The following is a 24,468-nucleotide window of genomic DNA, read 5'->3' as shown; positions in this document are numbered from 1 at the left end:
CCTCTTTCACATCACAACAGAAGGTTAACAGTATGAATACCACGCTTGCAGGAAAAATCGCCCTGGTAACCGGCGGAAGCACCGGTATCGGTCTCGCAACCGCGCAGGAGCTGGCGGCGCAGGGAGCGAAGGTCTATATCACCGGACGCCGTCAGGCCGAACTGGATGCCGCCCGGGCAGACATTGGCGCCGCGGCGGTAGCCATTCGTGCGGACGTCTCCAGAATGGCCGATCTGGATGCAGTTTACGCGCAGATAGCTAAAGAAGAGGGACGACTCGATATTCTGTTCGCCAACGCCGGGGGCGGCGACATGCTGCCGCTGGGCGCCATCACCGAAGAGCAGTTTGACCGGATTTTTGCCACCAACGTGCGCGGCGTGCTGTTCACCGTCCAGAAAGCGCTGCCGCTGCTCTCCTCTGGTTCATCCATTATTCTCACCGGATCGACGGTTTCAATTAAGGGGACGGCGAATTTTAGCGTCTACAGCGCCAGTAAAGCCGCCGTGCGTAACTTTGCCCGCTCCTGGGCGCTGGACTTACAGGGTCGCGGGATACGCGTCAACGTCGTCAGCCCTGGCCCCGTGAAAACGCCCGGTCTTGGCGATCTGGTTCCCGAAGAACAGCGTCAGGGATTATACGACGCGCTGGCGGCCCAGGTGCCGCTGGGTCGCCTGGGCGCGCCGGGCGAAGTCGGGAAAGCCGTGGCGTTTCTGGCGTCCGATGCCGCCAGCTTTATTAACGCCACGGAGCTGTTTGTCGATGGCGGGATGGCGCAAATCTAGCGGTTACGCCAGCAGCGTACGCTTCGGCCTTCGGCTGCTGGCTGAAGCGGCTGCGGCCGTTCACATCCCTCTGCTGCCAGCGGGCAGCGGTCGCGGAAGTAGCAGCCTTCGGGCAGGCGGCGATTACCGGGGAGATCGGTTTTGCGTAATGCCAGATCTTCGTCCAGCGGTTCTCCGGTACGGGGAACGGAGTCAAGCAGCAGTTGCGTATACGGATGCCGCGGCTGACCCAGTACCTTGACCGTAGGACCCAGCTCCACGATCTGCCCCAGATACATCACCGCCACCCGGTCGCTCATGTGCCGGACCACCGAGACGTTATGCGAGATCAGCACGTAGGTCAGATTTCGCTGCTGTTGCAGGGCAACCAGCAAATTGAGGATCTGCGCCTGGACGGAAATATCCAGCGCGCTGGTAGGTTCATCCAGCACGATGATGTCCGGATCCGAAGAGAGCGCCCGGGCAATAGCGATGCGCTGGCGCTGTCCGCCTGAAAACGCATGCGGCAGGCGGTCAAGATATTCCGCTCGAATGCCCACCTGCTGCGCCAGCGTCTCAGCCAGCTGACGACGCTCCCGTTCGCTGCGGCGTTGCTGTATCCATACCGGCTCGGTGATGATGCGCCAGACGGGTAAACGCGGATCGAGGGACGAGAGCGGGTCCTGAAATACCATCTGCATACCGCTTGCCGCATTCGCGCGCTGACAGGCACCGGTACTCGGTTTGAGCATGCCCATCAGCAGCTGCGCCAGCGTGCTCTTTCCACAGCCGGATTCCCCCACAACGCCCAGCGTTTCGCCGCGATGGATCCGGAGATCCATACCGTTGAGGGCGTGTACCTGTTCCGTCACGCGACCCAGCCAGTTTTTGCGTGCAGGAAAATTCACATGCACGCTATCCAGTTCCAGCAGTACCTCAGACATGGCGTGTCTCCTGTTGTGGGTACCAGCAGGCTGCCTGCTGGCCTTCTGCGCCCGTGGAAATTAAGCGCGGCGTTTCGCTGCATTTCGCCCCGGCAGCAAAACAGCGTTCGCGAAAGGCGCATCCGCGCGGGAGGTGGCTGAGGTTAGGTACCGTGCCTGGAATGGCCGGAAGGATCTCGCGCGGTTCGCCATTTTCCGGGGCACACCGCAGCAGGCCAATCGAATAGGGGTGCACAGGATGGTGGATCAAGGTCTGCGTGGTGCCGCTTTCGATCACGCTGCCCGCGTACATCACGTACATCCGGTCACAAAGCTGCGATACCACCGCCATATCGTGACTGATAAACAGCACCGAGGTTCCGCTGGCGCGCGCTTTGTGTTTCAGCAGTCGCAGTACCTGGCGCTGAACGGTCACGTCCAGCGCGGTGGTCGGCTCATCGGCAATGATCAGCTCCGGCTCGCAGGAGAAGGCAAGGGCGATCATCACCCGCTGGCGCATGCCGCCAGAAAGCTCAAACGGATAGCGATCCATCACCTGCGCCGCATCCGGGATTTGCATCTCGCCCAGCAGGGCGATCGCCTTCTTCTGCGCGTCGCGACGGGAAAGTGACTGATGCTGGCGGATCACCTCCACCATCTGCCTGCCAATCCGGCGCGTAGGGTTAAGCGCCGTCATCGGCTCCTGAAAAATCATCGCCACCCTGGCGCCGCGCCACTCACGAAGCTCTTTTTCCGACGCGTTCAGTATATCTTCCCCGAGCAGCGTCACCCGGCCATGGTGAATATGGTAACTGCCTTCCGGCAGCAGGCGCATCGCCAGCATTGCGGTGACCGATTTTCCCGAGCCGGATTCGCCCACCACGCCGACAATTTCACCCCGGCCAATCTCCAGCGAGACGTGGTTGAGCGCGTGGACTTCACCGCGAAAAATAGGGAAGCTCAGATGCAAATCTTCAATCGATAATACGGAATCACTCATGACTGCTTCCCTCCTGATTTGGGATCCAGCAGGTCGCGAAGACCATCGCCAAACAGATTAAACCCAACCGCCGTGATCAGAATTGCCGCCCCCGGAAACGCGCAGTACCACCACTGATCAAGCACGTAATTACGCCCCACGGCCACCATCGCGCCCCATTCGGCGGTGGGCTGCTGCGCACCTAATCCAATAAAGCCCAGCGTGGCGGCCATCAGGATGGCGCTGCCGATATCCAGCGACGCCTGAACGATCAGCGGCGGCAGGGCGTTACGCAGGATATGCCAGCTGATCAGGTGCCAGCGCGATGCGCCAAAGGTGCGGGCGGCCTGCACGTAGGTGAACTGGCGCACGACCAGCGTTTGCCCGCGTGCCAGCCGCACGTAAAACGGAATGCGCACGATCGCAATCGCCAGCATCGCGTTAAACAGGCTTGGGCCGAGCGCGGCGGCCAGCGCCATCGTCAGCACCAGCGAGGGGATGGAGAGCATTATGTCCATGACGCGCATAATGATGGCGTCGCCGCGCCCGCCGAGCACGCCGGATAAACAGCCGAGCAGCGAACCGATGCCGCCCGCAATTACCACTACCGCCAGCCCTGCCGTGATGGACTGCTGGCTGCCCACCAGCACGCGACTGAACAGATCCCGGCCCACCTCATCGGTGCCAAACCAGTGCTGGGCTGAAGGCGCCTGCAATCGCGCGGTCAGATCCAGCGCGTTCGGATCGTGCGGGACTATCCACGGCGAGACCACCATCATCAGCAGCATCACGATCATAATCACTCCGCCGATCAGCGTGAGCGGGCTTTTGCGTAACATCCAGAACAGCTTTGCCCAGTTGATGCGCTGTTTAGCGGTGCTGACAGGCACGGGCGTTTCCTGAGTTAACATCATTCGGCACCTCCGCGCCCGATTCGCGGGTCGATCCACAGATACAGCAGATCCACCACCAGATTGACGAAGACATAGGCCAGCGATACCACGACCGCAAAGCCCATGACGGCAGGGAAGTCCAGCGCCTGGATGGAGGTCACCACCCAGGCCCCCATTCCCGGCCAGGCAAACACGGTCTCGGTAAGGACTGCACCGTACAGCAGATCGCCCAGCGCCAGCCCGAGCACGGTGATGGAGGGGATCATGGCGTTGGGTAAGGCGTAGCGCAGCACGATGTACCACCCCGGTAACCCGCTCGCGCGGGCGGTGCGAATGTAATCTTCGCTCAGCTGCTCCAGCATCGCGGAACGCACCTGACGCGCCACAATACCCAGATGCACAAAGGCCAGGGTCAGGGAGGGTAAAATCAGGTGCTGTAGGGCGTTGAAAAACACCTCGCCATTGCCTTCCAGCAGGGCGTCCAGCAGATAAAAGCCGGTAACATGGGCAGGCGGATCGAGCCAGTCGTCCAGCCTGCCGCCGCCGGGCAGAATTTGCAATTGCCCGTAGAACAGCACGATAACCCCCAGTCCCAGCCAGAAGGCAGGCGTCGAGATGCCCGTCATCGCCATCAGTCGCACCAGGTGATCCAGCCAGCGGTTGCGGTACACCGCCGATAAAATGCCCAGCGGTACGCCAATCACCAGCGCCAGCAGCAAAGAGCAGAAGGCCAGCTCCAGCGTGGCGGGGAAAAAGGCTTTCAAATCTTCCGCTACGGGGCGACCGGTGCGAATGGACGTGCCCAGATCGCCGTGCGCCAGCGCCTCTACATAGCGGCCAAACTGAATATAGAGCGGTTGATCCAGCCCCAGCTGCTGGCGGATGCCCTGCACGATTTCATCGCTGGCGCGGTCACCGGCCAGCAGGCGTGCCGGATCGCCGGGGATCAGGTGTGAAATAATAAAAGTAATAATACAGACACCGGCCACCACCAGGATTAACCCCCAGCAGCGCTGGCGCACAATGCTCCAGAACGTCATACACTTCCCCCCGGCGTGGGCCGTTACTTACTCATGGTGGCGATGTTAAAGACCTGCTCAAGCATCGGATTAAAGGTGAAGCCTTTGACCTCTTTGTTCATCGCCAGCTGGTAGTTCTTCTGGAACAGATAAACGTAAGCCGCCTCGTCAATCACCACTTTTTGCGCCTGCTGGTAATCGTTGGTGCGTTCCGCCTGATCGGTGGTTTTCAGTGCCGCCTGCAACAGCGCATCGACCTCTTTGTTCTCATAGAATGAGCGGTTGCCCGGCAGCCCTTTTTTGTCCGATTCGAACCAGTAGTTCATGAACATATACGGATCGGCGAAGTCCGGGCTCCAGTTACCAATCGCAATGTCATAATCACCTTTGCCGACGCGGTCGCGCATGGTGGCATTCGCCAGTTTCTCGAGCTTGACGGTGATTCCGAGCTTGCCCAGGCTCGCCTGGGTGGAGAGGGCGATAGGCTCCCAGTTCGGGTCGTTATCAGAGTAGAGGAACGTCAGGCTGGCGGGTTTATCTTTGACTTTCTCCAGCGCCGCTTTGGCTTTCGCCTCATCAAAGCTGTACTGCATCGCGTTCGCATCGAAGCCCCACATGCCTTCCGGGATCGGGCCGCGCATCTGCTTGCCGTTCCCGCTGAGAATGCCTTTCACCATCCCCTGATAGTCGGTCGCCCAGGAGACCGCGCGGCGCAAATCCACCTGATTCATCGGAGGCTTACTGTTGTTCAGATAGAGGTAGGTCACCCGCAGGGACGGGTATTCCGCCACGGCCACTTTGCCTTCCTGCTTCAGGGCAGCAAGCTGATCTACCGGCAGGGCGTCAGCGATATCCAGATCGCCACGGGAAAGTTGCAGGCGACGCGAGGCGCTTTCACCGATAATCTTTACCGAGACGCGCCTGAAGTGCGGCTTTTCACCCGGCCAGTGTGGGTTGGGCACCATCACCAGCTGCTGACCTTTCCGCCAGCTTTTCAGCATAAACGGTCCGGATCCCGCGGTGTTTTGCGCCAGGAAACCGCGCGCGTCGTCGGCGGCATTGGCTTTCAGCACCGCCGGGTTGACGATCGACGCGCCGTCATTGGCCAGCGTGTAGAGGAACGGGGCGAACGGCTGGCTGAGGGTGAATTTCACCGTATGCTCATCCACCGCGTCCACTTTCAAATCTTTCGGGAACGCTTCGGAAGGTCCCTGATTAATTTTCAGCAGACGTTCAAACGACAGCTTGACCGCTTCGGCGGTCACCGGCGTGCCGTCAGAGAATTTTGCATTATCTGCCAGGGTGAACGTCCACTCTTTCTGGTCGTCTGACGCCTTCCAGCCCGTCGACAGATCGCCTTCCACCTCCGTGGTGCCAGGCTTGTATTTCACCAGACGCTGGTACGAGGGGTAGGTCACCGTCCAGTCGTTGTTATCGATAGTGACCGCCGGATCCAGCGTTTGCGGATCGGCAGCTTTCCCAATCACCAGCATATCTTTTGGCACCGCCGCCAGCGCGAGAGGGGCGCTCAGGGCGAGCGTAGCGGCAATCAGGGTAGTAAGCAGCGTGGTTTTCATAGCCGGGCTCCAGGATTACAGTGAGTGTGTGGTCGTAAAACAGGCGAACTGGTCATCTAACAGCGGGTAGCTGGCGGCGTTCGGCAGCTCGAAATGCCACCACTCGCTGCTAATGCCCACAAAACCGCCGCCGTACATCACGGCGTTCAGTAGCAGACGATTACGCTGCGCCTCGGGCGGAACGGAAGGGTGCCAGGCATGAGAACGGTCGTGCATTTCGTCAAACCCGGCGCCCATATCCAGCACGTTGTCGTGTTCATCCATCAGCGTGACGTCAATGGCGGTGCCCCGGCTGTGGTTGGAGCCAATCGCGACATCCACCACATATTCCGGATTGGGGCAGGCATCCCAGAGTTGCGACTGCGCCTGCTGGGGGCGGTAGGCGTCGTAAACCACAAGCTTCAGACCGGCCAGCGTGGCGATGCCGATCGCTTTCGCCAGCGCGGTGGCGGCATCCGTATGCAACAGGCACGCGGCGTGCTGGTAGATCGGGCGGCCGGTGATGTTATCGGCGGTCGCGTATTTCAGATCGATATGCAGCGTGGGAAAGGTTTTCGCCACATCAATCAGTTGACTCTCTTCAGGCATAGCTCCGCTCCTTTAGCGTTCAAATTGACCAAACTCTTGCTGTAGTTGTCGGTTAATTGCCAGACGTTCCGGCAGCGCATCCCCCAGCGCCTCCACAACGCCCGACAGCAGCAGGTTGAACAGACAGCTCACCGGCGCCAGTGAATCCCAGAAATGGCCGGTATCGGTCTTCACCTGGAGTAAATCAATGGGGTAATCCCGCGCCCACGGGCACCAGATATCGGTGATCAGCGCCATCGCCAGGCCTTTTTCGCTCGCCACGCGGCAGTACTGACGGGCAATGGCGGAGTAGGCGCGGGTATCCGTCAGCACGATATACGGGTTCGCAAAGCCGGAGTTCAGCGACTCCACCCAGCTACCGGAGAGCCCTTCGGAATAGCTCACCCGCGGACGCAGGTACTCCAGATGGCTGAAGAACGCATTGGCGATCCCGCGCGTGGACTGGATCCCCAGCACGAAGATGGCGTCGGCATGGGTGAGTTGCTGGACCACCTGCCTGAACGTTTCGCTTTGCGCCAGCTGATAAACATGGGCAATGGCGTCCACCTCCAGCGACAGGGAGTGCTGAAGGCGATCCGACAGCGGCTGTTGCTGTTTCCAGGAGTCCAGACGCTCGTTAATGCCCCAGGGCTGATGGGGATCGCGCAGGCTTTTTTTTGCGTCATCAAGGTTGCGATAGCCCAGCTTGCGCAGAAAGCGTCCGACGGTGATCCCGCTGGTGGCGGTGGCCAGCGCCACGCTCTCTGCCGTTTCAAAGGGGATCTGCCCGACGTGCGCCAGCATCCAGCTTGCCACCCGCTTTTCGCTCGGGGTGAGCTGGCTAAAGGTCGCTTCGATACGGCTCAGCACCTCAGGTTTGGTCGTCATACCGCCTCGCTGTTAAGTGGCTGTCAAAGGCCGGATTTCTGTTACCGGATTAACAATGCAGGACGCGTGCCATGTTCACATTGCGGCGAAATCGCGCTGTGCAGCAAAGTTAATGCAATATTTGTTTAACAGATGATCAACATTTGTGCAGCGTAGTTCACTTTTGGTGCAGTGTGCAGGCTGAGGGGTATCTATTTGGTGAATACGTCAGCCTCTTCACATTTTTTGGTAAGATGAAAGCTCTGGGAATAAGAGAGGGAGCCTTACATGGCGAATTTGCCCTGGCGGGTCAGCGTGCGCCTGATGGCTCTCGCAAAAAAAATAGCGATGGTTATCGGGATCATTGTGCTCGTTCTGCTTGCGGTGCGGGTTTATCTTTCGCAGCAGGGGCCGGCCCTGCATCACTGGCACACCTGGCGGGCTGACGAAATGTCCGTGCAGGAGATGGATAACGCGACCTTCGCAGCGTATGTCGCACGGGAAAACGCCATCTTCACCGCTCTCGACGCTGAGGTGACGGCGAAAGTCACCCCCGCAGAGCGCACGGCGCTGAACCGTTATTATCGCCAGAGCCTGGTGTGGCCAGGACAATTTTCCCCGGATGCAAACCGGTCGTTCGTGCTGATGCCTGACGGAAAGCCGCGCGGGGCGGTGGTATTGCTGCACGGTCTGACGGACTCGCCCTACAGCGTCAGGCATCTGGCAATGAATTATCAAAAGCACGGCTTTGTGGCCGTAGTGCCTCGTTTGCCCGGACACGGCACGGCGCCGGGCGCGCTGACAGACGTTGACTGGGAGGCGTGGCTGGCGGCAACACGCCTTGCGGTTCGTGAAGCGACACGCCTGACGGGGAACGATCTCCCCCTGCATCTGGTGGGCTACTCCAACGGCGCGGCGCTGGCGATGAAATACGCCCTCGACGCTCTTGATGCGCCTGAACTGCGTAAACCTCAGCAGATCGTGTTGCTCTCACCGATGATTGGCGTCACGGCGTTTGCGCGCTTTGCCGGATTCGCCGGGCTACCGGCCATGTTACCAGCGTTTGCCAAAGCCGCGTGGCTCAATATTTCGCCGGAATATAATCCTTATAAATACAATTCGTTCCCGGTGAATGCGGCACGTCAGTCCTGGCTGCTTACCCGGGCGCTTCATGAGCAGATAAACCGCGATGTTCACGATCGCAAACTGGCGCAGCTTCCGCCGGTGCTGGCGTTTCAGTCGGTCATGGATTCAACGGTCAGTACCCGCGCCGTGGTCAGCGGGCTGTTTGACCAGCTTCCGGCAAACGGCAGCGAACTGGTAGTTTTTGATATCAACCAGGCCGGGAGTTTCCGTCCACTGTTCAGGCCGTCATCCTGGACGGCGGTGGCTGACCTGCTGCCCGAGGCGGAAAGACGTTACAGTGTCACGATTGTGACCAATGCCAGCCCCGACAGGTTTGATATGGTGGCAAAGACAACGCCTGCGGGCAGCACCCGGGAAACGGTGATGCCGCTTTCGGCCGCGTATCCGCAGGAGGTTTATTCCCTGTCGCATGTTGCTATTCCGTTCCCGCCTGATGACGATCTGTATGGCCGCCATCCTGCGGTGAAAAACCACTACGGTATCAGCCTCGGGACGATAGCCCTGTGGGGAGAAACATCGGTTCTGAGCGTCGGCAAAGATGCGCTGATGCGCGTGACGTCGAATCCGTTCTACGACTACATGCAGACGCGGATCGACAGCCGTATCGGGGAGAATCAAGCCCAACAATAGATTAGGTCACACCGGGGAACTGTGTTAAACAGTACCGTTCAGGCGTATACCCCATACCGGACCCCGTTTCTGTGCTGACAACTCTCATTTATCGAAGCCAGCTGAGCTTAACCTGCACCTCCGTAGCGTTAAGTGCGCTGGTTGAACAGGCCAGGATCCGTAACACGGAGCAGGGCATCTCAGGCATTCTTCTCTCCCGTGGACGTGACGTTCTGCAAATTCTCGAAGGGACGGAACAGGGCGTCGTCGCGCTTTTTAACACCATCCGTACGGATGACCGGCATACCGGCGTGGTGGAACTGATGCGCGATTACGGCCCGCGCAGACGTTTCGAAGACGTGGGAATGCTGCTGTTTGACCTGGACGTTCAGACCCCGAAAGCGGTTCTGGCCTCGGTTCTGCATTACAGCAAGCTGGAAAGCTATCTGACGTCTGAGGATCGGGTCTTCAAATTCATTCAGACCTTTATTACCGGTAAAACCACTGTCCCACCCGCTTCGGACTATGAGCCGGATAAATGGATGCTTTCGCGAGAGCGCGCGCCGTTTGGAAAAGGCTTAGGTCTGCTGGCGGGACAGCCCTGCCAGTTTGCGCTGCAACCCATTGTCGAACCGTCCGAAGGCAAAATCAGTTCTCTCGAAGCGCTTATACGCGGAAACGACGGCGGCAGCCCGGAGCATTTTTTCCGTAGTCTCGATCGTGAACGGATTTACGAAGTCGACCTGCAAACCAAAGCCTGGACCTTTGCGCTGGCGCAAAAGCTGGGCATCGGCAGCCACAAACTGGCGGTGAACCTTCTGCCAATGTCGCTGGTTAACGTGCCGGACGCGGTAGAGTTCCTGGTAACGCAGATCAAAAAGCACGGACTACAGCCAGAGCAGGTGGTCATTGAAGTCACTGAGAACGAGATGATTTCCGGCTTCAACCAGTTTAACAGCGCCATCAAACAGCTTCGGGCGGAAGGGGTTGGGCTGGCGATAGATGATTTTGGTTCCGGCTATGCCGGGCTGTCGCTGCTCACCCGGTTCCAGCCGGATAAGCTTAAAATCGACAGGGAGATCGTTAGTGATATCCACCTGAGCGGGCCCAAGCAGGCGATTATGAAGTCAATAATCAGCTGCTGCACCGATCTGGAGATTACGCTGGTGGCAGAAGGCATAGAGAAAATAGAAGAGTGGTGCTGGCTTGAATCCGCCGGTATTCGCCGCTTCCAGGGCTTTTTGTTCGCCCGCCCGCAGCTCAACGGCGTGGGGGATATCCACTGGCCCCAGCGGGTGCGTTAAGCTTATTTTCCCTCGCCATATTTCCCCGACAACCTGCCTGTGCTTAAATAGCTAAACCGGTTTAACATTATTTAGCTAAGAAGGTGATATGGAGACGATCTGGGTACTTGGCGATGCCGTGGTGGATCTGTTGCCCGACGGAGAGGGCAAACTTCTGCAATGTCCGGGCGGCGCACCGGCCAACGTCGCGGTAGGGATTGCGCGCCTGGGCGGCAGAAGCGCGTTTATAGGCCGGGTGGGCGACGACCCCTTCGGGCGCTTTATGCAAAAAACGCTAGCAGATGAACAGGTTAATACAGAATGGCTGCGGCTGGACGCGCAGCATCGCACCTCTACGGTAATGGTGGATCTCGATGACGCCGGTGAACGTTCTTTTACCTTTATGGTTCGTCCGAGCGCTGACTTGTTCCTCGACGCCGCCGACCTCCCGCCATTCCGCGCCGGAGAGTGGCTGCACGTCTGCTCAATCGCGCTCAGCGCCGAACCCAGCCGTTCCGCGACGTTTCAGGCGATGGCCGCGATCGGGCAGGCGGGTGGTTTCGTCAGCTTTGACCCCAATATTCGCGCCGATCTCTGGCACGATGACGTCGAGCTGCGCCAGTGTCTTGAGCGGGCATTAGCCTGCGCAGATGTGGTGAAAATCTCGGTCGAAGAGCTGGCGTTCTTAACCGGAAATGCGCAGGTCCATGAGGGGCTGGCGGCGCTGATGCGCACCTGTCCGGCCAGGCTGGTGCTCGTGACGCAGGGAAAAGAGGGCGTAACCGCCTGGCAGGAAGGCGCGTTGACGCACTATCCTGCATCACCCGTGGAATGCATTGATACCACTGGCGCGGGGGATGCTTTCGTCGCCGGGCTGCTGTTCGGTCTGGCTCGTGATGGCCAGGCCCGTCTCTCAGAGGTCATCACGCTGGCGCAGCGCTGCGGGGCGCTGGCGACAACCGCAAAAGGGGCAATGACCGCGCTGCCATATCGTCACGAACTGTAATTTACCTCTCCAGGCCACCGGTCGGCGGCCTGAATTGTCGCCTCGATCACACTTACTAAAACGGTTTAGCAAAAAACGTTGCCGATCCAAAATTCAACGGTTTAGTATCACCAGCCTAAACCGGTTTAGCAATTTAGCACTTTCACCGATAGTTATTAGGGATGCGACAAAATGTATAAAAAACGCAGACTTGCCGTGATGATAGGCATGCTGGCCGGCAGTACCTCTGTTTTTGCCCAGACGGATATGACCCGTATCGAAGCGCGCCTGGCGGCGCTGGAGCAGCGTTTGCAGGAGGCGGAAACCCGCGCGCAGGTTGCTGAAAAGCGCGCCACGGCAGCGGAACAGAAAACGCAGAAGCTGGTGGCTGCGCAGCAGGAAGCGCAAACCTCCACACAGGCGGTGGCGCAACGTACCACGGCGCTGGAAGAGAAAGCCGACCGGACAGGTGGTTTCGAGTTTCACGGTTACGCCCGTTCCGGCCTGCTGATGAACGACGCGGCCTCCAGCAGCAAAAGCGGTCCTTATCTGACCCCCGCCGGGGAAACGGGTGGGGCCATCGGCCGTCTGGGGAACGAAGCGGACACCTACGTTGAGCTGAACGTTGAGCACAAACAGACGCTGGAGAGCGGCGCGACGACGCGCTTTAAGGCGATGCTGGCCGACGGCCAGAAAACCTATAACGACTGGTCGGCGGACAGCAGCGACCTGAACATTCGTCAGGCCTTTGCCGAGCTGGGCAATTTGCCGGACTTTACCGGCGCGCTGAAGGGCAGCACCTTCTGGGCGGGTAAGCGTTTCGACCGCGACAACTTCGACATTCACTGGCTGGATTCCGACGTGGTGTTTCTCGCCGGGACCGGCGGCGGCGTCTACGACGTGAAGTGGAACGATACGCTGCGCAGTAACTTCTCCCTTTATGGCCGTAACTTCGGCAGCGAAGAGGAGATCGATAACAACGTTCAGAACTACATCCTCAGCATGAACCACTTCGCCGGGCCGGTGCAGATGATGGTCAGCGGCTTACGGGCCAAAGATAATGACGACCGTAAGGACAGCAACGGCGATCTGATTAAAACCGATGCGGCAAATAACGGGGTGCACGCGCTGGTTGGTCTGCATAACGAGAGCTTCTACGGCCTGCGGGAAGGTTCCGCCAAAACGGCGCTGCTTTACGGCCACGGTCTGGGCGCCGAGGTGAAAAGCATTGGTTCAGACGGCGCGCTGCTGTCAGAAGCCGATACGTGGCGTTTTGCAAGTTACGGTGTCACGCCCCTCGGCGGTGGCTGGCATATTGCGCCCGCCGTGCTGGCGCAAAGCAGTAAGGACCGCTACGTGAAGGGCGACAGCTATGAGTGGGTCACGCTCAACACGCGTCTGATCAAAGAGGTGACCCAGAATTTCGCCCTCGCGTTCGAGGGCAGCTATCAGTACATGGATTTAAATCCGGAAGGCTACAAGGATCGCAATGCGGTTAACGGTAGCTTCTACAAGCTGACCTTCGCCCCGACGTTAAAGGCGGGCAAAATTGGCGATTTCTTCAGCCGTCCGGAGCTGCGTCTGTTCGCCACCTGGATGGACTGGAGCAGCAAGCTGGATAACTACGCCAGCGATGACGCCTTTGGCAGCAGCGGCTTCAACGCGGGCGGGGAGTGGAACTTTGGGGTGCAGATGGAAACCTGGTTTTAACCCTTCACGCTCCCGCATCGCGGGGGCGTTTCTAACATCATAAAAAGAGGTCAGGAAGAGGTATCTATGGATTTTAATCATATTGCGCGCGAGCTGATTCCGCTGCTCGGTGGCAAAGAGAACATTGCCAGCGCGGCACATTGCGCCACGCGCCTTCGTCTGGTGCTGGTCGATGATGCGCTTGCCGACCAGCAGGCCATCGGCAAGGTTGAAGGCGTGAAAGGCTGTTTTCGAAACGCCGGACAGATGCAGGTGATCTTCGGCACCGGGGTGGTGAATAAGGTTTACGCCGCGTTTATTCAGGCGGCAGGGATTAGCGAGTCCAGTAAATCGGAAGCGGCGGATATTGCAGCCCGCAAGCTGAACCCGTTCCAGCGAATCGCGCGTCTGCTCTCCAACATCTTCGTGCCGATTATCCCGGCGATCGTGGCTTCGGGTCTGCTGATGGGCCTGCTCGGGATGGTTAAAACCTACGGCTGGGTTAATCCGGATAACGCACTCTATATTATGCTGGATATGTGCAGCTCGGCGGCGTTTATCATACTGCCGATCCTGATTGGCTTCACCGCCGCACGGGAATTTGGTGGTAATCCCTATCTGGGGGCAACGCTCGGCGGTATTCTGACGCATCCGGCCCTGACCAACGCCTGGGGCGTGGCGTCCGGCTTCCACACCATGAACTTCTTCGGTATTGAAATCGCCATGATTGGCTATCAGGGAACCGTATTCCCGGTACTGCTGGCGGTGTGGTTTATGAGCATTGTGGAAAAACAGCTGCGCCGGGCGATACCGGATGCATTAGATCTTATCCTGACGCCGTTCCTGACCGTCATTATCTCCGGCTTTATCGCGCTGTTGATTATTGGCCCCGCGGGGCGCGCGCTGGGCGACGGGATCTCCTTTATTCTCAGCACCCTGATTGCCCACGCAGGCTGGCTGGCCGGGCTGTTGTTTGGTGGGCTCTATTCAGTGATTGTCATTACCGGTATACACCACAGCTTTCACGCCATCGAAGCCGGGCTGCTGGGTAACCCGTCAATTGGCGTTAATTTCCTGCTGCCGATCTGGGCGATGGCGAACGTGGCGCAGGGTGGGGCGTGTCTGGCGGTGTGGTTCAAAACCCGCGATGCCAAAATCAAAGCCATTACCTTACCGTCGGCGTTTTCCGCGATGCTGGGCATCACCGAAGCGGCGATTTTTGGCATCAACCTGCGTTTTGTAAAGCCGTTTATCGCGGCGCTGATCGGTGGCGCAGCGGGCGGTGCCTGGGTGGTGTCGGTGCATGTCTACATGACCGCCGTTGGGCTGACGGCGCTTCCCGGCATGGCGATTGTCCAGGCCAGCTCGCTGCTCAACTATATTATCGGCATGGTGATTGCCTTTGGCGTGGCGTTCACCGTCTCTCTGCTGCTGAAATATAAGACGGACTCTGAATAATGACCTTATCTTCCCGCTGGCCTGCCGTGTTGCAGGCCGTGATGCAAGGCCAGCCGCGTGCGCTGGCGGACCGCCACTACCCGCAGTGGCATCCCGCGCCGGTGACGGGGCTAATGAACGATCCGAACGGATTTATCTGGTTCGCCGGTCGCTACCATCTGTTCTATCAGTGGAACCCGCTGGGCTGCGACCATCGCTATAAGTGCTGGGGGCACTGGAGTTCAGCTGATCTGGTGCACTGGCAGCACGAACCCATTGCGCTGATGCCCGATGAAGAGTACGACCGCAACGGCTGTTACTCCGGCAGCGCCGTGGATAACAACGGCGCGCTTACCCTGTGCTATACCGGAAACGTTAAGTTTGACGACGGCAGCCGCACCGCCTGGCAGTGTCTGGCGGTGCAAAATGACGATGGCACGTTTGCCAAACTGGGACCGGTATTGCCCCTGCCGGACGGGTACACCGGGCACGTCCGCGATCCGAAAGTGTGGCGCCATGACGGGCAGTGGTACATGGTGCTAGGGGCGCAGGATCAGCATAAGCGCGGCAAGGTGCTGCTGTTTACGTCAGCCGATTTACACACCTGGGTGCCCTGCGGCGAAATCGCCGGTCACGGCGTCAACGGACTCACGGATGCGGGCTATATGTGGGAGTGCCCGGATCTGTTTGCGCTTGATGGTACACACGTCTTGATCTGCTGCCCACAGGGGCTGGCGCGCGAACCGCATCGCTATCTCAACACCTATCCGGCAGTCTGGATGAGTGGGGCATTTGATTATCAAACGGCTGCATATGCGCACGACGCGCTGCATGAGCTTGACGCCGGTTTCGAATTTTACGCGCCACAAACCGCGGTGGCAGAAGATGGCCGCCGCATCCTCATCGGCTGGATGGGCGTGCCAGACGGCGAAGAGATGCTTCAGCCTACGCGGGCCCACGGCTGGATCCACCAGATGACCTGTCCTCGCGAGCTGCGCTACCGCGACGGTAAGCTCTGGCAAACCCCGGTACGTGAGCTGGAAACGCTGCGCGAGGATGAACTTCACTGGCAGGGACGCGCAAGCGATGCCCCGGTGCTGGCGGGAGCGCGTCTTGAGTTCGAACTGAGCGCCTCGCGCGTGAACGTGGATTTTGCCGGCGCGTTGCGGCTATTTGTGGATGATGAGGGGATCCGTCTGGAACGCGTTAGCCTGGAAACCGGAGAGACGTTGACCCGCTACTGGCAGGGCCATATTCATCATTTACGCGTGTTGTGTGACCGTTCCAGCGTTGAAATTTTCATCAATCATGGTGAAGGCGTCATGAGCAGCCGCTATTTTCCTGACCATCCGGCGCAGGTGCGCTTCGAAGGTGCGTCCGACATCACATTACGCTACTGGTCGCTGCGCAGCTGCATGATAGAATAGCGGTTTTGGCAGCCGGAACTAAGTTGTTGTGAGAAAAACAAAACGCGTCACCATTAAAGATATCGCGGCGCTGGCGGGGGTATCAAAAGCCACCGCCAGTCTGGTTCTGAACGGCCGCAGCAAAGAGCTTCGGGTGGCGGAGGAGACGCGCGAGCGCGTGCTGGCGATTGCCAAAGAACATCATTATCAGCCCAGTATTCACGCCCGTTCACTGCGGGATAACCGTAGCCATACCATTGGTCTGGTGGTGCCGGAAATCACCAACTACGGTTTCGCCGTTTTTTCCCATGAGCTGGAGACCCTCTGCCGCGAGGCGGGTGTTCAGCTATTGATCTCCTGTAGCGATGAAAATCCGGGACAGGAAACGGTCGTGGTCAACAACATGGTGGCCCGTCAGGTGGACGGTCTGATTGTCGCCTCCAGCATGCTCAACGACGCGGACTATCAAAAGTTGAGCGAACAGTTGCCCGTTGTGCTCTTTGACCGTCATATGAACGACAGTTCTCTGCCGCTGGTCCTCACCGATTCGATTACCCCAACCGCCGCACTGGTGGCCGATATAGCGCGCCAGCATCCGGATGAGTTCTATTTCCTCGGCGGGCAGCCGCGGCTTTCCCCGACGCGTGACCGTCTGGAGGGGTTTAAGCAGGGGCTGCGCGATGCTAACGTCGAGTTACGTCCGGAGTGGATCATTCATGGTAATTACCATCCGAGCTCCGGCTACGAAATGTTTGCCGAGCTTTGCGCGCGCCTGGGCCGTCCGCCAAAAGCGCTGTTTACCGCCGCCTGCGGTCTGCTGGAAGGGGTGTTGCGCTATATGGGGCAACATAAACTGCTGCAAAGCGATATCCGTTTGGCCAGTTTCGACGATCACTATCTCTATGATTCTCTGACCATTCCTGTCGATACCGTTCGTCAGGATAACCGACAGCTCGCCTGGCACTGCTTTGATCTGATTGGCAAACTGATTGAAGGGGAAACGCCTGAGCCGATCCAGCGTAAGCTGGATGCCACCCTGCAACGGCGATATAAGGTCATGACGTGACGCTGTCACGTTTTCGGATATATCAATAACTTTAATTAATTAATGATCGAATTCAGCCGATAACCGAAGGGAAATTATATCCCTGAGGTGTGTTATGTCGTTGAAAAAATCATCCCTGATTATCCTGTTTTCCCTGCTTTTTTTCTTTGTAGTCAGCATCGTGACCAGCGTTGGGCTCATCATTAAAAGTAATAATTCGCTGGATAATGTGAACAAAGAAATTCAGGTTGTTCTGTCTATTATTGACCCCATTAACCACAGCCGGACCCTGCGCGTAAGGGTAATGGAGTATGTGAAAATGGTGGAAGCGGGGGACGCCACCGACTCGTCTGCCAAACTGGCCTCGGTTAAAGAGGCGCTGACTAAAGCCGATAATGCGTTTTCGGCGTTTATGGCCTCGCCGCGTTTGCCGGATGAAGCTCCGCTGGTCACTGCCTACCACGAAGCCTGGCAAAACTACCGTAATCAGGGACTCTCGCCTCTGATCGCCGCTGCCGCCGCGCATGATGTATCGCGCTTCAACACTCTTATTCCCGAGGTGTCACAACTCGATCGCCAATATGAAATCGTGCTCGACCAGGTTCTCTCCGTTCACCAGAAATACGCCAAAACGCTGAACGAGGATGCGAGCCGGAATTTCGTTTCGGGTCTGGTGATTATCGCCTGCATTGCGGTGCTGTTTGTGGTGGTGATTTTCGCCGTCAGCCTGCTGATGAAACGCGTAGTGTTCGCACCGGTGGACCTGGCGCGTGAGCACTGTCGCCAGATTGCGGACGGGAAGCTGGATGTACCGGTACCGGTCAAGCGTGATTCGGGGAATGAAATCGATCACCTGATGTCCTCAATGGAGCAGATGCGCCAGGCGCTGCTCTCCACTATTTCTCAGGTGCGCGATGCCAGCCACACCGTGACGCATGCGGCGCAGGAAATTGCCTCCGGCAATATTGATCTGGCCTCCCGTACCGAGCAACAGGCTTCGGCCCTGACCCAAACGGCCGCCAGCATGGAGGAGCTGAGCGCGACGGTGGCGAATAACACCGATAACGTTTTCCAGGCCGGTAAGCTGGTGCAGGATGCCGTGAAAAATGCCCATACCGGTGAAGCGGTAACCCGTGAAGTCATCGAAACGATGAATACGATCGCGTCCAATTCGAAGCGTATTGAGGACATTACCAGCGTCATCAACAGCATTGCTTTCCAGACTAACATACTGGCGCTAAACGCGGCCGTTGAAGCGGCGCGTGCCGGTACGCAGGGTCGAGGATTTGCCGTGGTGGCGAGTGAAGTTCGCACGCTGGCACAGAAAAGCGCAGTGGCTGCGAAGGATATCGAAAGCCTCATCGCCCAGTCAGTTTCGAGCGTGAAAAACGGTGCGGAACTGGTGAATCGTTCGGGAGAGGTGATTGATTCTATTATAAGCTCTGTGAATAAAGTGCATACGCTGATGGAACAGATTTCGGTTGCCTCAGAAGAGCAGAGCCGTGGGATTGGTCAGGTTGGGCAGGCCGTAACGGAGATGGATGGCGTGACCCAGCAGAACGCGGCGCTGGTGCAGCAATCCGCCGCCGCGGCAGCTTCGCTGGAAGAGCAGGCGCAGCAGCTGTCGCAGAGTATCTCAAGCTTTATTTTGCCTGCTACGGCGTGATAAGCAAGCGTTGACAGGGCAATAAACTTCGACCACTCTGAAAAACAATATCTTAGAGGGGTCGTTATGCTTCAACGTTTAGCAAAGAAAAAGGTGCTGTTACTCTCTGCTCTGATGGCTTCAGGGCTGGTCAGGGCAGAGGAAACGCTTCCGGATGTGGTGAAGCACTTCAGCGAACAGCAGGACATCAAAATCATTAAGAAAATTGATGCCCCCGGCGGCGCGCCAGCGTGGCTGGGGCAATATCAGGACATGGGCGTGACGCTCTTTCTGACCCCTGACGGAAAGCACGTCGTATCTGGCTATCTGTATGATGAGAAGGGAACCAACCTCAGCGAAGCCTTTTTCCAGAAAGAGATCTACGCCCCGATGGGCCGCGAGATGTGGAAAAAGCTCAATGCCGCACACCCCCTGAAAGAAGGCGCAGAGACTGCCCCGCGTAAAGTTTTTGTGTTTGCCGACCCGTTCTGCCCGTACTGCAAACAGTTCTGGGCTGAAGCGCAGCCGTGGGTGAAGGCCGGGAAGGTGCAGCTCAATACGCTACTGGTCGCGTTTCTCAACCCGAACAGCGGACGTAACGCCGCCGCGATCCTGAATGCGAAAGATCCGGTGTCGGCCTGGAGAGCGTACGAGCTGTCCGGCGGCAAAAAGCTGCCTAAGCCTGAAGGAGCGGCTTCCCGGGAAACCGTTGAGATCCTGCAAAATCACCAGACGCTAATGGACAGTCTCGGCGCGAATGCCACACCGGCGATTTATTACATGAATGAGCAAAACGAACTGCAACAGGTTGTGGGCATGCCAGACGCCAAACAGCTTGAGGCGATGTTCGGGCCGAAGCCGTAAAAAAAAGGCAGAAACAGGGCGTTTCTGCCTTTTCTCAGTCAACCACCCCAGCGTCCCCGGAGGTAATTTACGGCTTCCTGCGTCTGCGGCTGGTTGAGATAGTCTTCACGGAACAGGATGGTGCCCTTAACGTCTGGCAGTGAATCGTTGAGGTCGAGCTGTTTTTTCAGCTCCGGTACGCCGCCGTTCACCGTCCAGTCCGGTTCGTTTCTGGAAGGCGCGCCCACTTTGTAAAACGCGATCCCGATATACAGGCGGGTGTGGGTCGGCTTCACCACGTCAGCCCACCATTTTGTCAGCACATCGTAACGTGCCGCGTCGCGGGCGAAGGGCCAGTAGATCTGCGGCGCAATGTAATCCAGTAAACCCTGCTGTACCCATTTGCGCGTGTCAGCGTAGGATTCATCATAGGCTGCGGCACCGCGCGTGTCCGAGCCTGCCGGGTCGAAGGAGCGATTGCGCCAGACCCCCGCCGGGCTAACGCCAAATTCGACCTCAGGTTTAGCCTGCTTGATCGCCCTTGAGACCTGCACAATCAACTCCTGCGTATTGTGTCGACGCCAGTCCGCTTTTGACGCAAATCCTTCGCCATAGCGCCTGAAGGTCCAGGCATCATTCAGAGTAGACCCCGGCGTCTCGGTGTAAAAATAGTCATCGAACTGAACGCCGTCGACTGGGTAGCGATCCACCACTTCCATCACCACCTGGGTAATCCAGTCCCGTACGTCGGGAATGCCAGGGTCGAGAACAAAACGATCTCCCGACGTGCGGATCCACTCCGGGTGCTGGACGTACACGCTGGAAGGATGCAGTGATGAGGTGCGGTTAAGCGCGGCGATGGTCGACGGCTTCGTATTGGTGGAAACGCGGTACGGGTTAAACCAGGCGTGAACCTTCATCCCGCGCTTGTGCGCTTCATCCAGCATAAACTGGAGCGGATCGTAACCGGGATCTTCCCCGATAGTCCCCGTCAGGGTATCTGACCACGGCAGTATTTTAGAGGCCCACAGCGCCGTACTGTCCGGTTTTACCTGAAAGAAGACGGTGTTGATCCCAAGATTTTTCAGCTTATCGAGCTTGTCCGTCAGCGCCCGCTGTTGCTGGGCGATACGCTGGTCGGCTCTACGGCCATTCACCGATGATACGGGAGGCCAGTCGAGACGGGAGACGGTCGCCAGCCAGATCCCGCGCATGGGTTCGTTGGTCTGCTGTGAAGGTTTCGCCTGCGGCAGCGGGGTAACGAGTGATTTGGGTGGTTTCGAAGTGCAACTTACCAGTAAAAGCGCGCAGCCAAAGAGCGCACCGGTCCGTTTTACGTGTCGCATCATTTGCGTGTTAGCTCCTGGGTGTCCGGCTGTCCGTCCAGGGATTAAAGGCCGGTTCGTCCTGTTCCCCTTCACCGTCAACGTGAAGGGAGTCCAGGTAAAGGGCTTCAACTTCCGCCCGCGCCCATGGGGTGCGGCGCAGGAACTTCAGACTCGATTTAACGCTCGGGTCTTTGCGAAAACAGTTGATTTTGATTCGGTTGCCCAGCTCATTCCAGCCATATCGCGCAACCAGCGCGTTTACCTGCATTTCGAGCGTTACGCCATGCAAAGGATCGTTGGAAATATGTGCTGTCATAGGCGTCCGGTAGTCTCATTTTTTATGGGGATGTGATAAACGCTCAAAGGTTACAAGAAAGCAGGGGACGCGGCAATTTCAGCGTGAGGTTCTTCATCAGCACAGTGACGCTTGCGTCGGTGAAAGAGGAGAAGTGGATCGCTCTGCGCGATCGTTCGCTCTGAGGTGCTGAAAAAATTGATGAGTATTCTCGATCATACCTGACGTCCGGCGGCCTGAAGAAGCTGTTCACGTAGCCAGCGGTTAGCCGGATCCTGACTGTTTTTCGGGTGCCAGTACATACCGATGACGATTGGCGGGAGCTCCAGCGGCGGCGGAAAAATATCAAGCGTTTGCGTAAAACGTAGCAACATGCGTCTGGGTAGGGTGCAGAGCAAATCGGTACCGGCAACAATCGCAGGCGCCATCGCATAGCTTTGCGTCGACATCACCACGTTACGCTGGTGGCCAAGCCCCGCCAGATGCTGATCGACAAAGCCCGCGAACGGGTCGCCTTCGGATGAAACCACCAGGTGGGAAAGGCTACAATAGCTTTCCAGATCTACCGGCCCCGTACCGCGCGGATGGCCTTTTCGCTGGGCTGTGGCATATACATCGTCAAACAGCTTGCGTCTGACCCATGCATCGTGCGCCCCCGCGTTAACGCCGACATAAATATCCACATCGCCATTTTCCATCTGCGCTGGCAGCAGCTGGGTTTCCGGGAGCGCAAAACGCAGGCGGATGCCTGGTGCCGCACTGCTAATCTGATTCAGCAACTCTGCCCCCAGCATCAGCGCCGGGTTCTCGTGCAGGGCAATAACAAAGGTGCGGCTGCTGTTCTGCGCGTTGAACGTGGTGGGTTCAAGCATCGCCGATATGCCCTGCAAAACCGTCGCAACCTGCGGCCTTAACGCCTCGGCGCGCGGCGTAGGTAACACCCCACGTCCATGTGGGGAAGGGACAAACAGCGGCTCACCGAACAGGACGCGCAGGCGCGCAAGCCGGGCAGACATCGCCGGCTGGCTGATGCCCAGCCGCGCGGCCGCATGGGTGATATTCTGGTCGCTGAGTAACGCATCCAGCGTCAGGAGCAGGTCTATATCCATATCCGAGGGGGACATCTTATTTTGCGTCACGGTTGGTATAGGTCACCGGAACCCACGCGTAGCCGTCCCGCTCACCTTTCGTCACATACCCGATCCCGGGGAAAGGCAGATGCGGAGCCGCAATGAGATCTTTGTTTTTCACAAACTCAGCGAAAGCCGCGTTGCGTACCCGGGCGGCGCCGTCCTGATCCTCATCGTAAGCAATCGTCACGTTGGGCTGCGGGAACTGAACCGCGGCAACGTGAATGATGTCGCCGACAAAAGTCATTTTTTCACCTTTGCTCTCCAGCGTGTAGAACGCGGAACCTGGAGTGTGGCCCGGGTGAACCGTACCGCTGATGCCCGGCAGAAGCTGTTCCGTGCCGGAGAAGGTCTTCACCTTTCCGGCATCCAGATAGGGCTTTAAGGTCTTGTGCGCGACGTCGAAGTAGTTCTGGTCATAGCCAGATTTTTTCTGGTTCTCGTCGTTAAAGAAAAAATCGATATCCGGTTTGCCGACGTACACCTGTGCATGGGTGAATACCCGCTGGCCGTCTTTCACCAGGCCGCCTGCGTGATCGGAGTGAGCATGGGTGATGAGAATATCGGTAATATCTTCGGGTTTGATGCCTTGCGTCGCCAGGCTTTCAATCAGCCGCCCGCCTTTACCGGGCCCAAAGAGTTGGCCTGAGCCGGTATCCACCAGAATTTTGTGGCCGGGGATGGCGATATAGAACGCGTTGATCGACGCTTCCACCGGGTTGGCCTGGAAATTTTTTGCCAGTAACGCATCGGTATTTTCCGCCGTCGTCCGGCGCAACAGGGCGTGCAGATCCTGCGGCACGCTGCCGTCCGTAAAGGCGGTGACAATCGTATCGCCAACCTGAACGCTATAGCCGCCAGCCTGCTGTTTCACCACGTGCTGGGGAACGCTGGCCACAGCATGGATCGCGGGAAAAAAAAGAACAGAACCGGTAAACAGGGTTGATATAGCAAGTTTTTTCACAGTAAACATGATGGGCTCCTCAATAGTAAGTTCATCATAGTTCAACTGCGATTATTGAGAACCGCCGGGGAGTGAATGTGACCTATCCACGAAATGGATAGGTCTGAGAAAAGCTTTTACAGAACGCCGGTACCGCCGTCGGAGCACCACACTTGTCCGGAGGCGTATGAGCAGGCATCGGACGCAAAGAGCACATACAGCGGTGCGATTTCAACCGGCTGGCCCGGTCTGCCCAAGGGAGTATCTTCCCCGAACTTCTGAACCTTGGACTGAGGCTGACCGCCGCTGGACTGAAGAGGCGTCCAGTACGGACCCGGCGCGACAGCGTTCACACGAATGCCGCGCGGCCCCAGCTGCTGCGCCAGAGACTTGGTAAAGGCCACGTTACAGGCTTTGGTCTGCGCATAGTCAACCAGGATCGCGCTAGGTTTAAAGGCCTGAACCGAGGTGGTGTTGATGATGACGGCGCCTTCCTGCAAATGGCGCAGCGCTGCTTTAGTGATCCAGAAGGGCGCATAGACGTTGGTCTTAAACGTCGCGTCAAAATCAGCGGTAGTGAGATCGTCGATCGATTCGCAGAACTGCTGGCGCCCGGCGTTATTCACCAGAATATCCAGACCACCCAGTTCGGCGACGGCTTTTTCCACTAGCGTATCGCAGAACGACTCCACGCGAATGTCGCCGGGAATGGCGACCGCTTTACGGCCTTCGGCCTGAATCAGCGCAATGACCGATGCGGCATCGGATTCTTCTTCCGGCAGATAGCCGATTGCGACATCTGCCCCTTCACGGGCATAGGCGATGGCGACCGCGCGACCAATACCGGAATCACCGCCGGTGATCAGCGCTTTTTTTCCTGCCAGTTTTCCCGACCCGATATAACTTGTTTCACCATGATCCGGTATTGGCTTCATTTCCGATGCCAGCCCGGGGGCCCTTTGCGGTTGTTCAGCAAACGGTGGACGAGGGTAATGCAGCGTGTGATTATTTCCTGTAGACATACCGGCCTCCTTAATAGTGAATTCCAAGATTAGTCGTTAATTAAACGTAAGCGCGCAAAATTGACAAATTCAGACA

At 57.9% G+C, this 24,468-nt stretch carries 22 protein-coding genes; 10 read left to right on the top strand and 12 right to left on the bottom strand.

Annotated elements, in window-relative coordinates:
* Window positions 1-32 precede the first annotated feature (32 nt).
* Window positions 33-782, top strand: coding sequence for an SDR family oxidoreductase (locus G6Q29_RS00940; RefSeq protein WP_003857073.1), 750 nt, complete (start codon window positions 33-35; stop codon window positions 780-782).
* On the opposite strand, the gene G6Q29_RS00935 is transcribed toward G6Q29_RS00940, so the two are convergent.
* Genes G6Q29_RS00935 through G6Q29_RS00905 form a run of 7 tightly spaced genes read right to left on the bottom strand, consistent with a single transcriptional unit; the run spans window position 779 to window position 7,607 of the window.
* On the bottom strand, window positions 779-1,705 hold the full coding sequence (locus G6Q29_RS00935) for an oligopeptide/dipeptide ABC transporter ATP-binding protein (RefSeq protein ID WP_165464179.1): 927 nt from the start codon (window positions 1,703-1,705) through the stop codon (window positions 779-781). The two genes, G6Q29_RS00940 and G6Q29_RS00935, sit on opposite strands and share 4 nt — an antisense overlap.
* Window positions 1,698-2,684 carry an ABC transporter ATP-binding protein gene (locus G6Q29_RS00930; RefSeq protein WP_165464178.1) on the bottom strand — a complete coding sequence of 329 codons (987 nt, stop codon included), beginning with the start codon at window positions 2,682-2,684 and terminating at the stop codon, window positions 1,698-1,700. Before G6Q29_RS00930 ends, G6Q29_RS00935 begins: the two co-directional genes overlap by 8 nt.
* Window positions 2,681-3,577, bottom strand: a complete 897-nt coding sequence (ddpC, locus tag G6Q29_RS00925) for a D,D-dipeptide ABC transporter permease (RefSeq protein ID WP_045906673.1) — start codon at window positions 3,575-3,577, stop codon at window positions 2,681-2,683. Before ddpC ends, G6Q29_RS00930 begins: the two co-directional genes overlap by 4 nt.
* Window positions 3,574-4,596 (bottom strand): ABC transporter permease, encoded by a 1,023-nt coding sequence (locus tag G6Q29_RS00920; protein WP_003857077.1) that lies wholly within the window; start codon window positions 4,594-4,596, stop codon window positions 3,574-3,576. The genes ddpC and G6Q29_RS00920 overlap by 4 nt, the downstream gene beginning before the upstream one ends.
* Window positions 4,597-4,619: 23 nt before the next feature.
* Window positions 4,620-6,152 (bottom strand): ABC transporter substrate-binding protein, encoded by a 1,533-nt coding sequence (locus G6Q29_RS00915; RefSeq protein ID WP_165464177.1) that lies wholly within the window; start codon window positions 6,150-6,152, stop codon window positions 4,620-4,622.
* Window positions 6,153-6,167: 15 nt separating this feature from the next.
* Entirely contained in the window at window positions 6,168-6,740 is a 573-nt protein-coding gene (gene ddpX, locus G6Q29_RS00910; RefSeq protein ID WP_165464176.1) for a D-alanyl-D-alanine dipeptidase, read from the bottom strand.
* A gap of 12 nt (window positions 6,741-6,752) precedes the next feature.
* Window positions 6,753-7,607, bottom strand: a complete 855-nt coding sequence (locus G6Q29_RS00905) for a MurR/RpiR family transcriptional regulator (RefSeq protein ID WP_062933020.1) — start codon at window positions 7,605-7,607, stop codon at window positions 6,753-6,755.
* A gap of 267 nt (window positions 7,608-7,874) precedes the next feature.
* Between G6Q29_RS00905 and G6Q29_RS00900 the strand changes: the two genes are divergently transcribed.
* From G6Q29_RS00900 to dsbG, 9 genes are all read left to right on the top strand, one after another.
* Window positions 7,875-9,362 (top strand): alpha/beta hydrolase, encoded by a 1,488-nt coding sequence (locus G6Q29_RS00900; protein WP_165464175.1) that lies wholly within the window; start codon window positions 7,875-7,877, stop codon window positions 9,360-9,362.
* 71 nt (window positions 9,363-9,433) lie between these two features.
* A complete protein-coding gene (locus tag G6Q29_RS00895; protein WP_165464174.1) occupies window positions 9,434-10,645 on the top strand; it encodes a diguanylate phosphodiesterase in 1,212 nt (403 codons plus the stop codon).
* 88 nt (window positions 10,646-10,733) lie between these two features.
* A complete protein-coding gene (locus tag G6Q29_RS00890; protein WP_165464173.1) occupies window positions 10,734-11,630 on the top strand; it encodes an aminoimidazole riboside kinase in 897 nt (298 codons plus the stop codon).
* Window positions 11,631-11,801: 171 nt separating this feature from the next.
* Window positions 11,802-13,319, top strand: coding sequence for a carbohydrate porin (locus G6Q29_RS00885; RefSeq protein WP_165464172.1), 1,518 nt, complete (start codon window positions 11,802-11,804; stop codon window positions 13,317-13,319).
* A gap of 66 nt (window positions 13,320-13,385) precedes the next feature.
* A complete protein-coding gene (locus G6Q29_RS00880; protein WP_165464171.1) occupies window positions 13,386-14,756 on the top strand; it encodes a sucrose-specific PTS transporter subunit IIBC in 1,371 nt (456 codons plus the stop codon).
* Entirely contained in the window at window positions 14,756-16,162 is a 1,407-nt protein-coding gene (locus G6Q29_RS00875; protein WP_165464170.1) for a sucrose-6-phosphate hydrolase, read from the top strand. The genes G6Q29_RS00880 and G6Q29_RS00875 overlap by 1 nt, the downstream gene beginning before the upstream one ends.
* Before the next feature lie 28 nt (window positions 16,163-16,190).
* Complete coding sequence (locus G6Q29_RS00870; RefSeq protein WP_165464169.1) at window positions 16,191-17,207, top strand: LacI family DNA-binding transcriptional regulator; 1,017 nt, start codon at window positions 16,191-16,193, stop codon at window positions 17,205-17,207.
* Window positions 17,208-17,301: 94 nt separating this feature from the next.
* Window positions 17,302-18,852 (top strand): methyl-accepting chemotaxis protein, encoded by a 1,551-nt coding sequence (locus G6Q29_RS00865; protein ID WP_165464168.1) that lies wholly within the window; start codon window positions 17,302-17,304, stop codon window positions 18,850-18,852.
* Window positions 18,853-18,918: 66 nt separating this feature from the next.
* On the top strand, window positions 18,919-19,695 hold the full coding sequence (gene dsbG, locus G6Q29_RS00860; RefSeq protein ID WP_165464167.1) for a thiol:disulfide interchange protein DsbG: 777 nt from the start codon (window positions 18,919-18,921) through the stop codon (window positions 19,693-19,695).
* A gap of 38 nt (window positions 19,696-19,733) precedes the next feature.
* On the opposite strand, the gene G6Q29_RS00855 is transcribed toward dsbG, so the two are convergent.
* The 5 genes from G6Q29_RS00855 to G6Q29_RS00835 form a co-directional block, all read right to left on the bottom strand.
* Window positions 19,734-21,023 (bottom strand): glycoside hydrolase family 10 protein, encoded by a 1,290-nt coding sequence (locus tag G6Q29_RS00855; RefSeq protein ID WP_165464166.1) that lies wholly within the window; start codon window positions 21,021-21,023, stop codon window positions 19,734-19,736.
* Between the two features lie 7 nt (window positions 21,024-21,030).
* A complete protein-coding gene (locus tag G6Q29_RS00850) occupies window positions 21,031-21,318 on the bottom strand; it encodes a VF530 family DNA-binding protein (protein WP_165464165.1) in 288 nt (95 codons plus the stop codon).
* 194 nt (window positions 21,319-21,512) lie between these two features.
* The gene (locus tag G6Q29_RS00845) at window positions 21,513-22,421 is read right to left on the bottom strand and encodes a LysR family transcriptional regulator (RefSeq protein ID WP_165464164.1); all 909 of its coding nucleotides are present in this window, start codon (window positions 22,419-22,421) and stop codon (window positions 21,513-21,515) included.
* 1 nt (window position 22,422) lies between these two features.
* Window positions 22,423-23,400, bottom strand: coding sequence for an MBL fold metallo-hydrolase (locus tag G6Q29_RS00840; RefSeq protein WP_165464163.1), 978 nt, complete (start codon window positions 23,398-23,400; stop codon window positions 22,423-22,425).
* A gap of 107 nt (window positions 23,401-23,507) precedes the next feature.
* Entirely contained in the window at window positions 23,508-24,392 is an 885-nt protein-coding gene (locus G6Q29_RS00835; protein ID WP_165464162.1) for an SDR family oxidoreductase, read from the bottom strand.
* Window positions 24,393-24,468: the final 76 nt, after the last annotated feature.

It is taken from the genome of Enterobacter cloacae, from assembly GCF_011078175.1.
Taxonomy (GTDB): Bacteria; Pseudomonadota; Gammaproteobacteria; order Enterobacterales; family Enterobacteriaceae; genus Enterobacter; species Enterobacter cloacae_Q.
Note: the sequence above shows the minus strand (reverse complement) of the source record. Positions and strands in the feature narration are given on the sequence as shown.

What these genes read in the sequence shown, in the direction of transcription:
- G6Q29_RS00835 (WP_165464162.1), bottom strand. Translation starts at nt 24,392, where the DNA reads ATGTCTACAGGAAATAATCACACGCTGCATTACCCTCGTCCACCGTTT.
- G6Q29_RS00880 (WP_165464171.1), top strand. Translation starts at nt 13,386, where the DNA reads ATGGATTTTAATCATATTGCGCGCGAGCTGATTCCGCTGCTCGGTGGC.
- G6Q29_RS00905 (WP_062933020.1), bottom strand. Translation starts at nt 7,607, where the DNA reads ATGACGACCAAACCTGAGGTGCTGAGCCGTATCGAAGCGACCTTTAGC.
- G6Q29_RS00850 (WP_165464165.1), bottom strand. Translation starts at nt 21,318, where the DNA reads ATGACAGCACATATTTCCAACGATCCTTTGCATGGCGTAACGCTCGAA.
- G6Q29_RS00920 (WP_003857077.1), bottom strand. Translation starts at nt 4,596, where the DNA reads ATGACGTTCTGGAGCATTGTGCGCCAGCGCTGCTGGGGGTTAATCCTG.
- G6Q29_RS00840 (WP_165464163.1), bottom strand. Translation starts at nt 23,400, where the DNA reads ATGTTTACTGTGAAAAAACTTGCTATATCAACCCTGTTTACCGGTTCT.
- G6Q29_RS00930 (WP_165464178.1), bottom strand. Translation starts at nt 2,684, where the DNA reads ATGAGTGATTCCGTATTATCGATTGAAGATTTGCATCTGAGCTTCCCT.
- G6Q29_RS00900 (WP_165464175.1), top strand. Translation starts at nt 7,875, where the DNA reads ATGGCGAATTTGCCCTGGCGGGTCAGCGTGCGCCTGATGGCTCTCGCA.
- ddpX (WP_165464176.1), bottom strand. Translation starts at nt 6,740, where the DNA reads ATGCCTGAAGAGAGTCAACTGATTGATGTGGCGAAAACCTTTCCCACG.
- G6Q29_RS00875 (WP_165464170.1), top strand. Translation starts at nt 14,756, where the DNA reads ATGACCTTATCTTCCCGCTGGCCTGCCGTGTTGCAGGCCGTGATGCAA.
- G6Q29_RS00915 (WP_165464177.1), bottom strand. Translation starts at nt 6,152, where the DNA reads ATGAAAACCACGCTGCTTACTACCCTGATTGCCGCTACGCTCGCCCTG.
- G6Q29_RS00855 (WP_165464166.1), bottom strand. Translation starts at nt 21,023, where the DNA reads ATGATGCGACACGTAAAACGGACCGGTGCGCTCTTTGGCTGCGCGCTT.
- G6Q29_RS00885 (WP_165464172.1), top strand. Translation starts at nt 11,802, where the DNA reads ATGTATAAAAAACGCAGACTTGCCGTGATGATAGGCATGCTGGCCGGC.
- G6Q29_RS00845 (WP_165464164.1), bottom strand. Translation starts at nt 22,421, where the DNA reads ATGTCCCCCTCGGATATGGATATAGACCTGCTCCTGACGCTGGATGCG.
- G6Q29_RS00940 (WP_003857073.1), top strand. Translation starts at nt 33, where the DNA reads ATGAATACCACGCTTGCAGGAAAAATCGCCCTGGTAACCGGCGGAAGC.
- G6Q29_RS00890 (WP_165464173.1), top strand. Translation starts at nt 10,734, where the DNA reads ATGGAGACGATCTGGGTACTTGGCGATGCCGTGGTGGATCTGTTGCCC.
- dsbG (WP_165464167.1), top strand. Translation starts at nt 18,919, where the DNA reads ATGCTTCAACGTTTAGCAAAGAAAAAGGTGCTGTTACTCTCTGCTCTG.
- ddpC (WP_045906673.1), bottom strand. Translation starts at nt 3,577, where the DNA reads ATGATGTTAACTCAGGAAACGCCCGTGCCTGTCAGCACCGCTAAACAG.
- G6Q29_RS00935 (WP_165464179.1), bottom strand. Translation starts at nt 1,705, where the DNA reads ATGTCTGAGGTACTGCTGGAACTGGATAGCGTGCATGTGAATTTTCCT.
- G6Q29_RS00865 (WP_165464168.1), top strand. Translation starts at nt 17,302, where the DNA reads ATGTCGTTGAAAAAATCATCCCTGATTATCCTGTTTTCCCTGCTTTTT.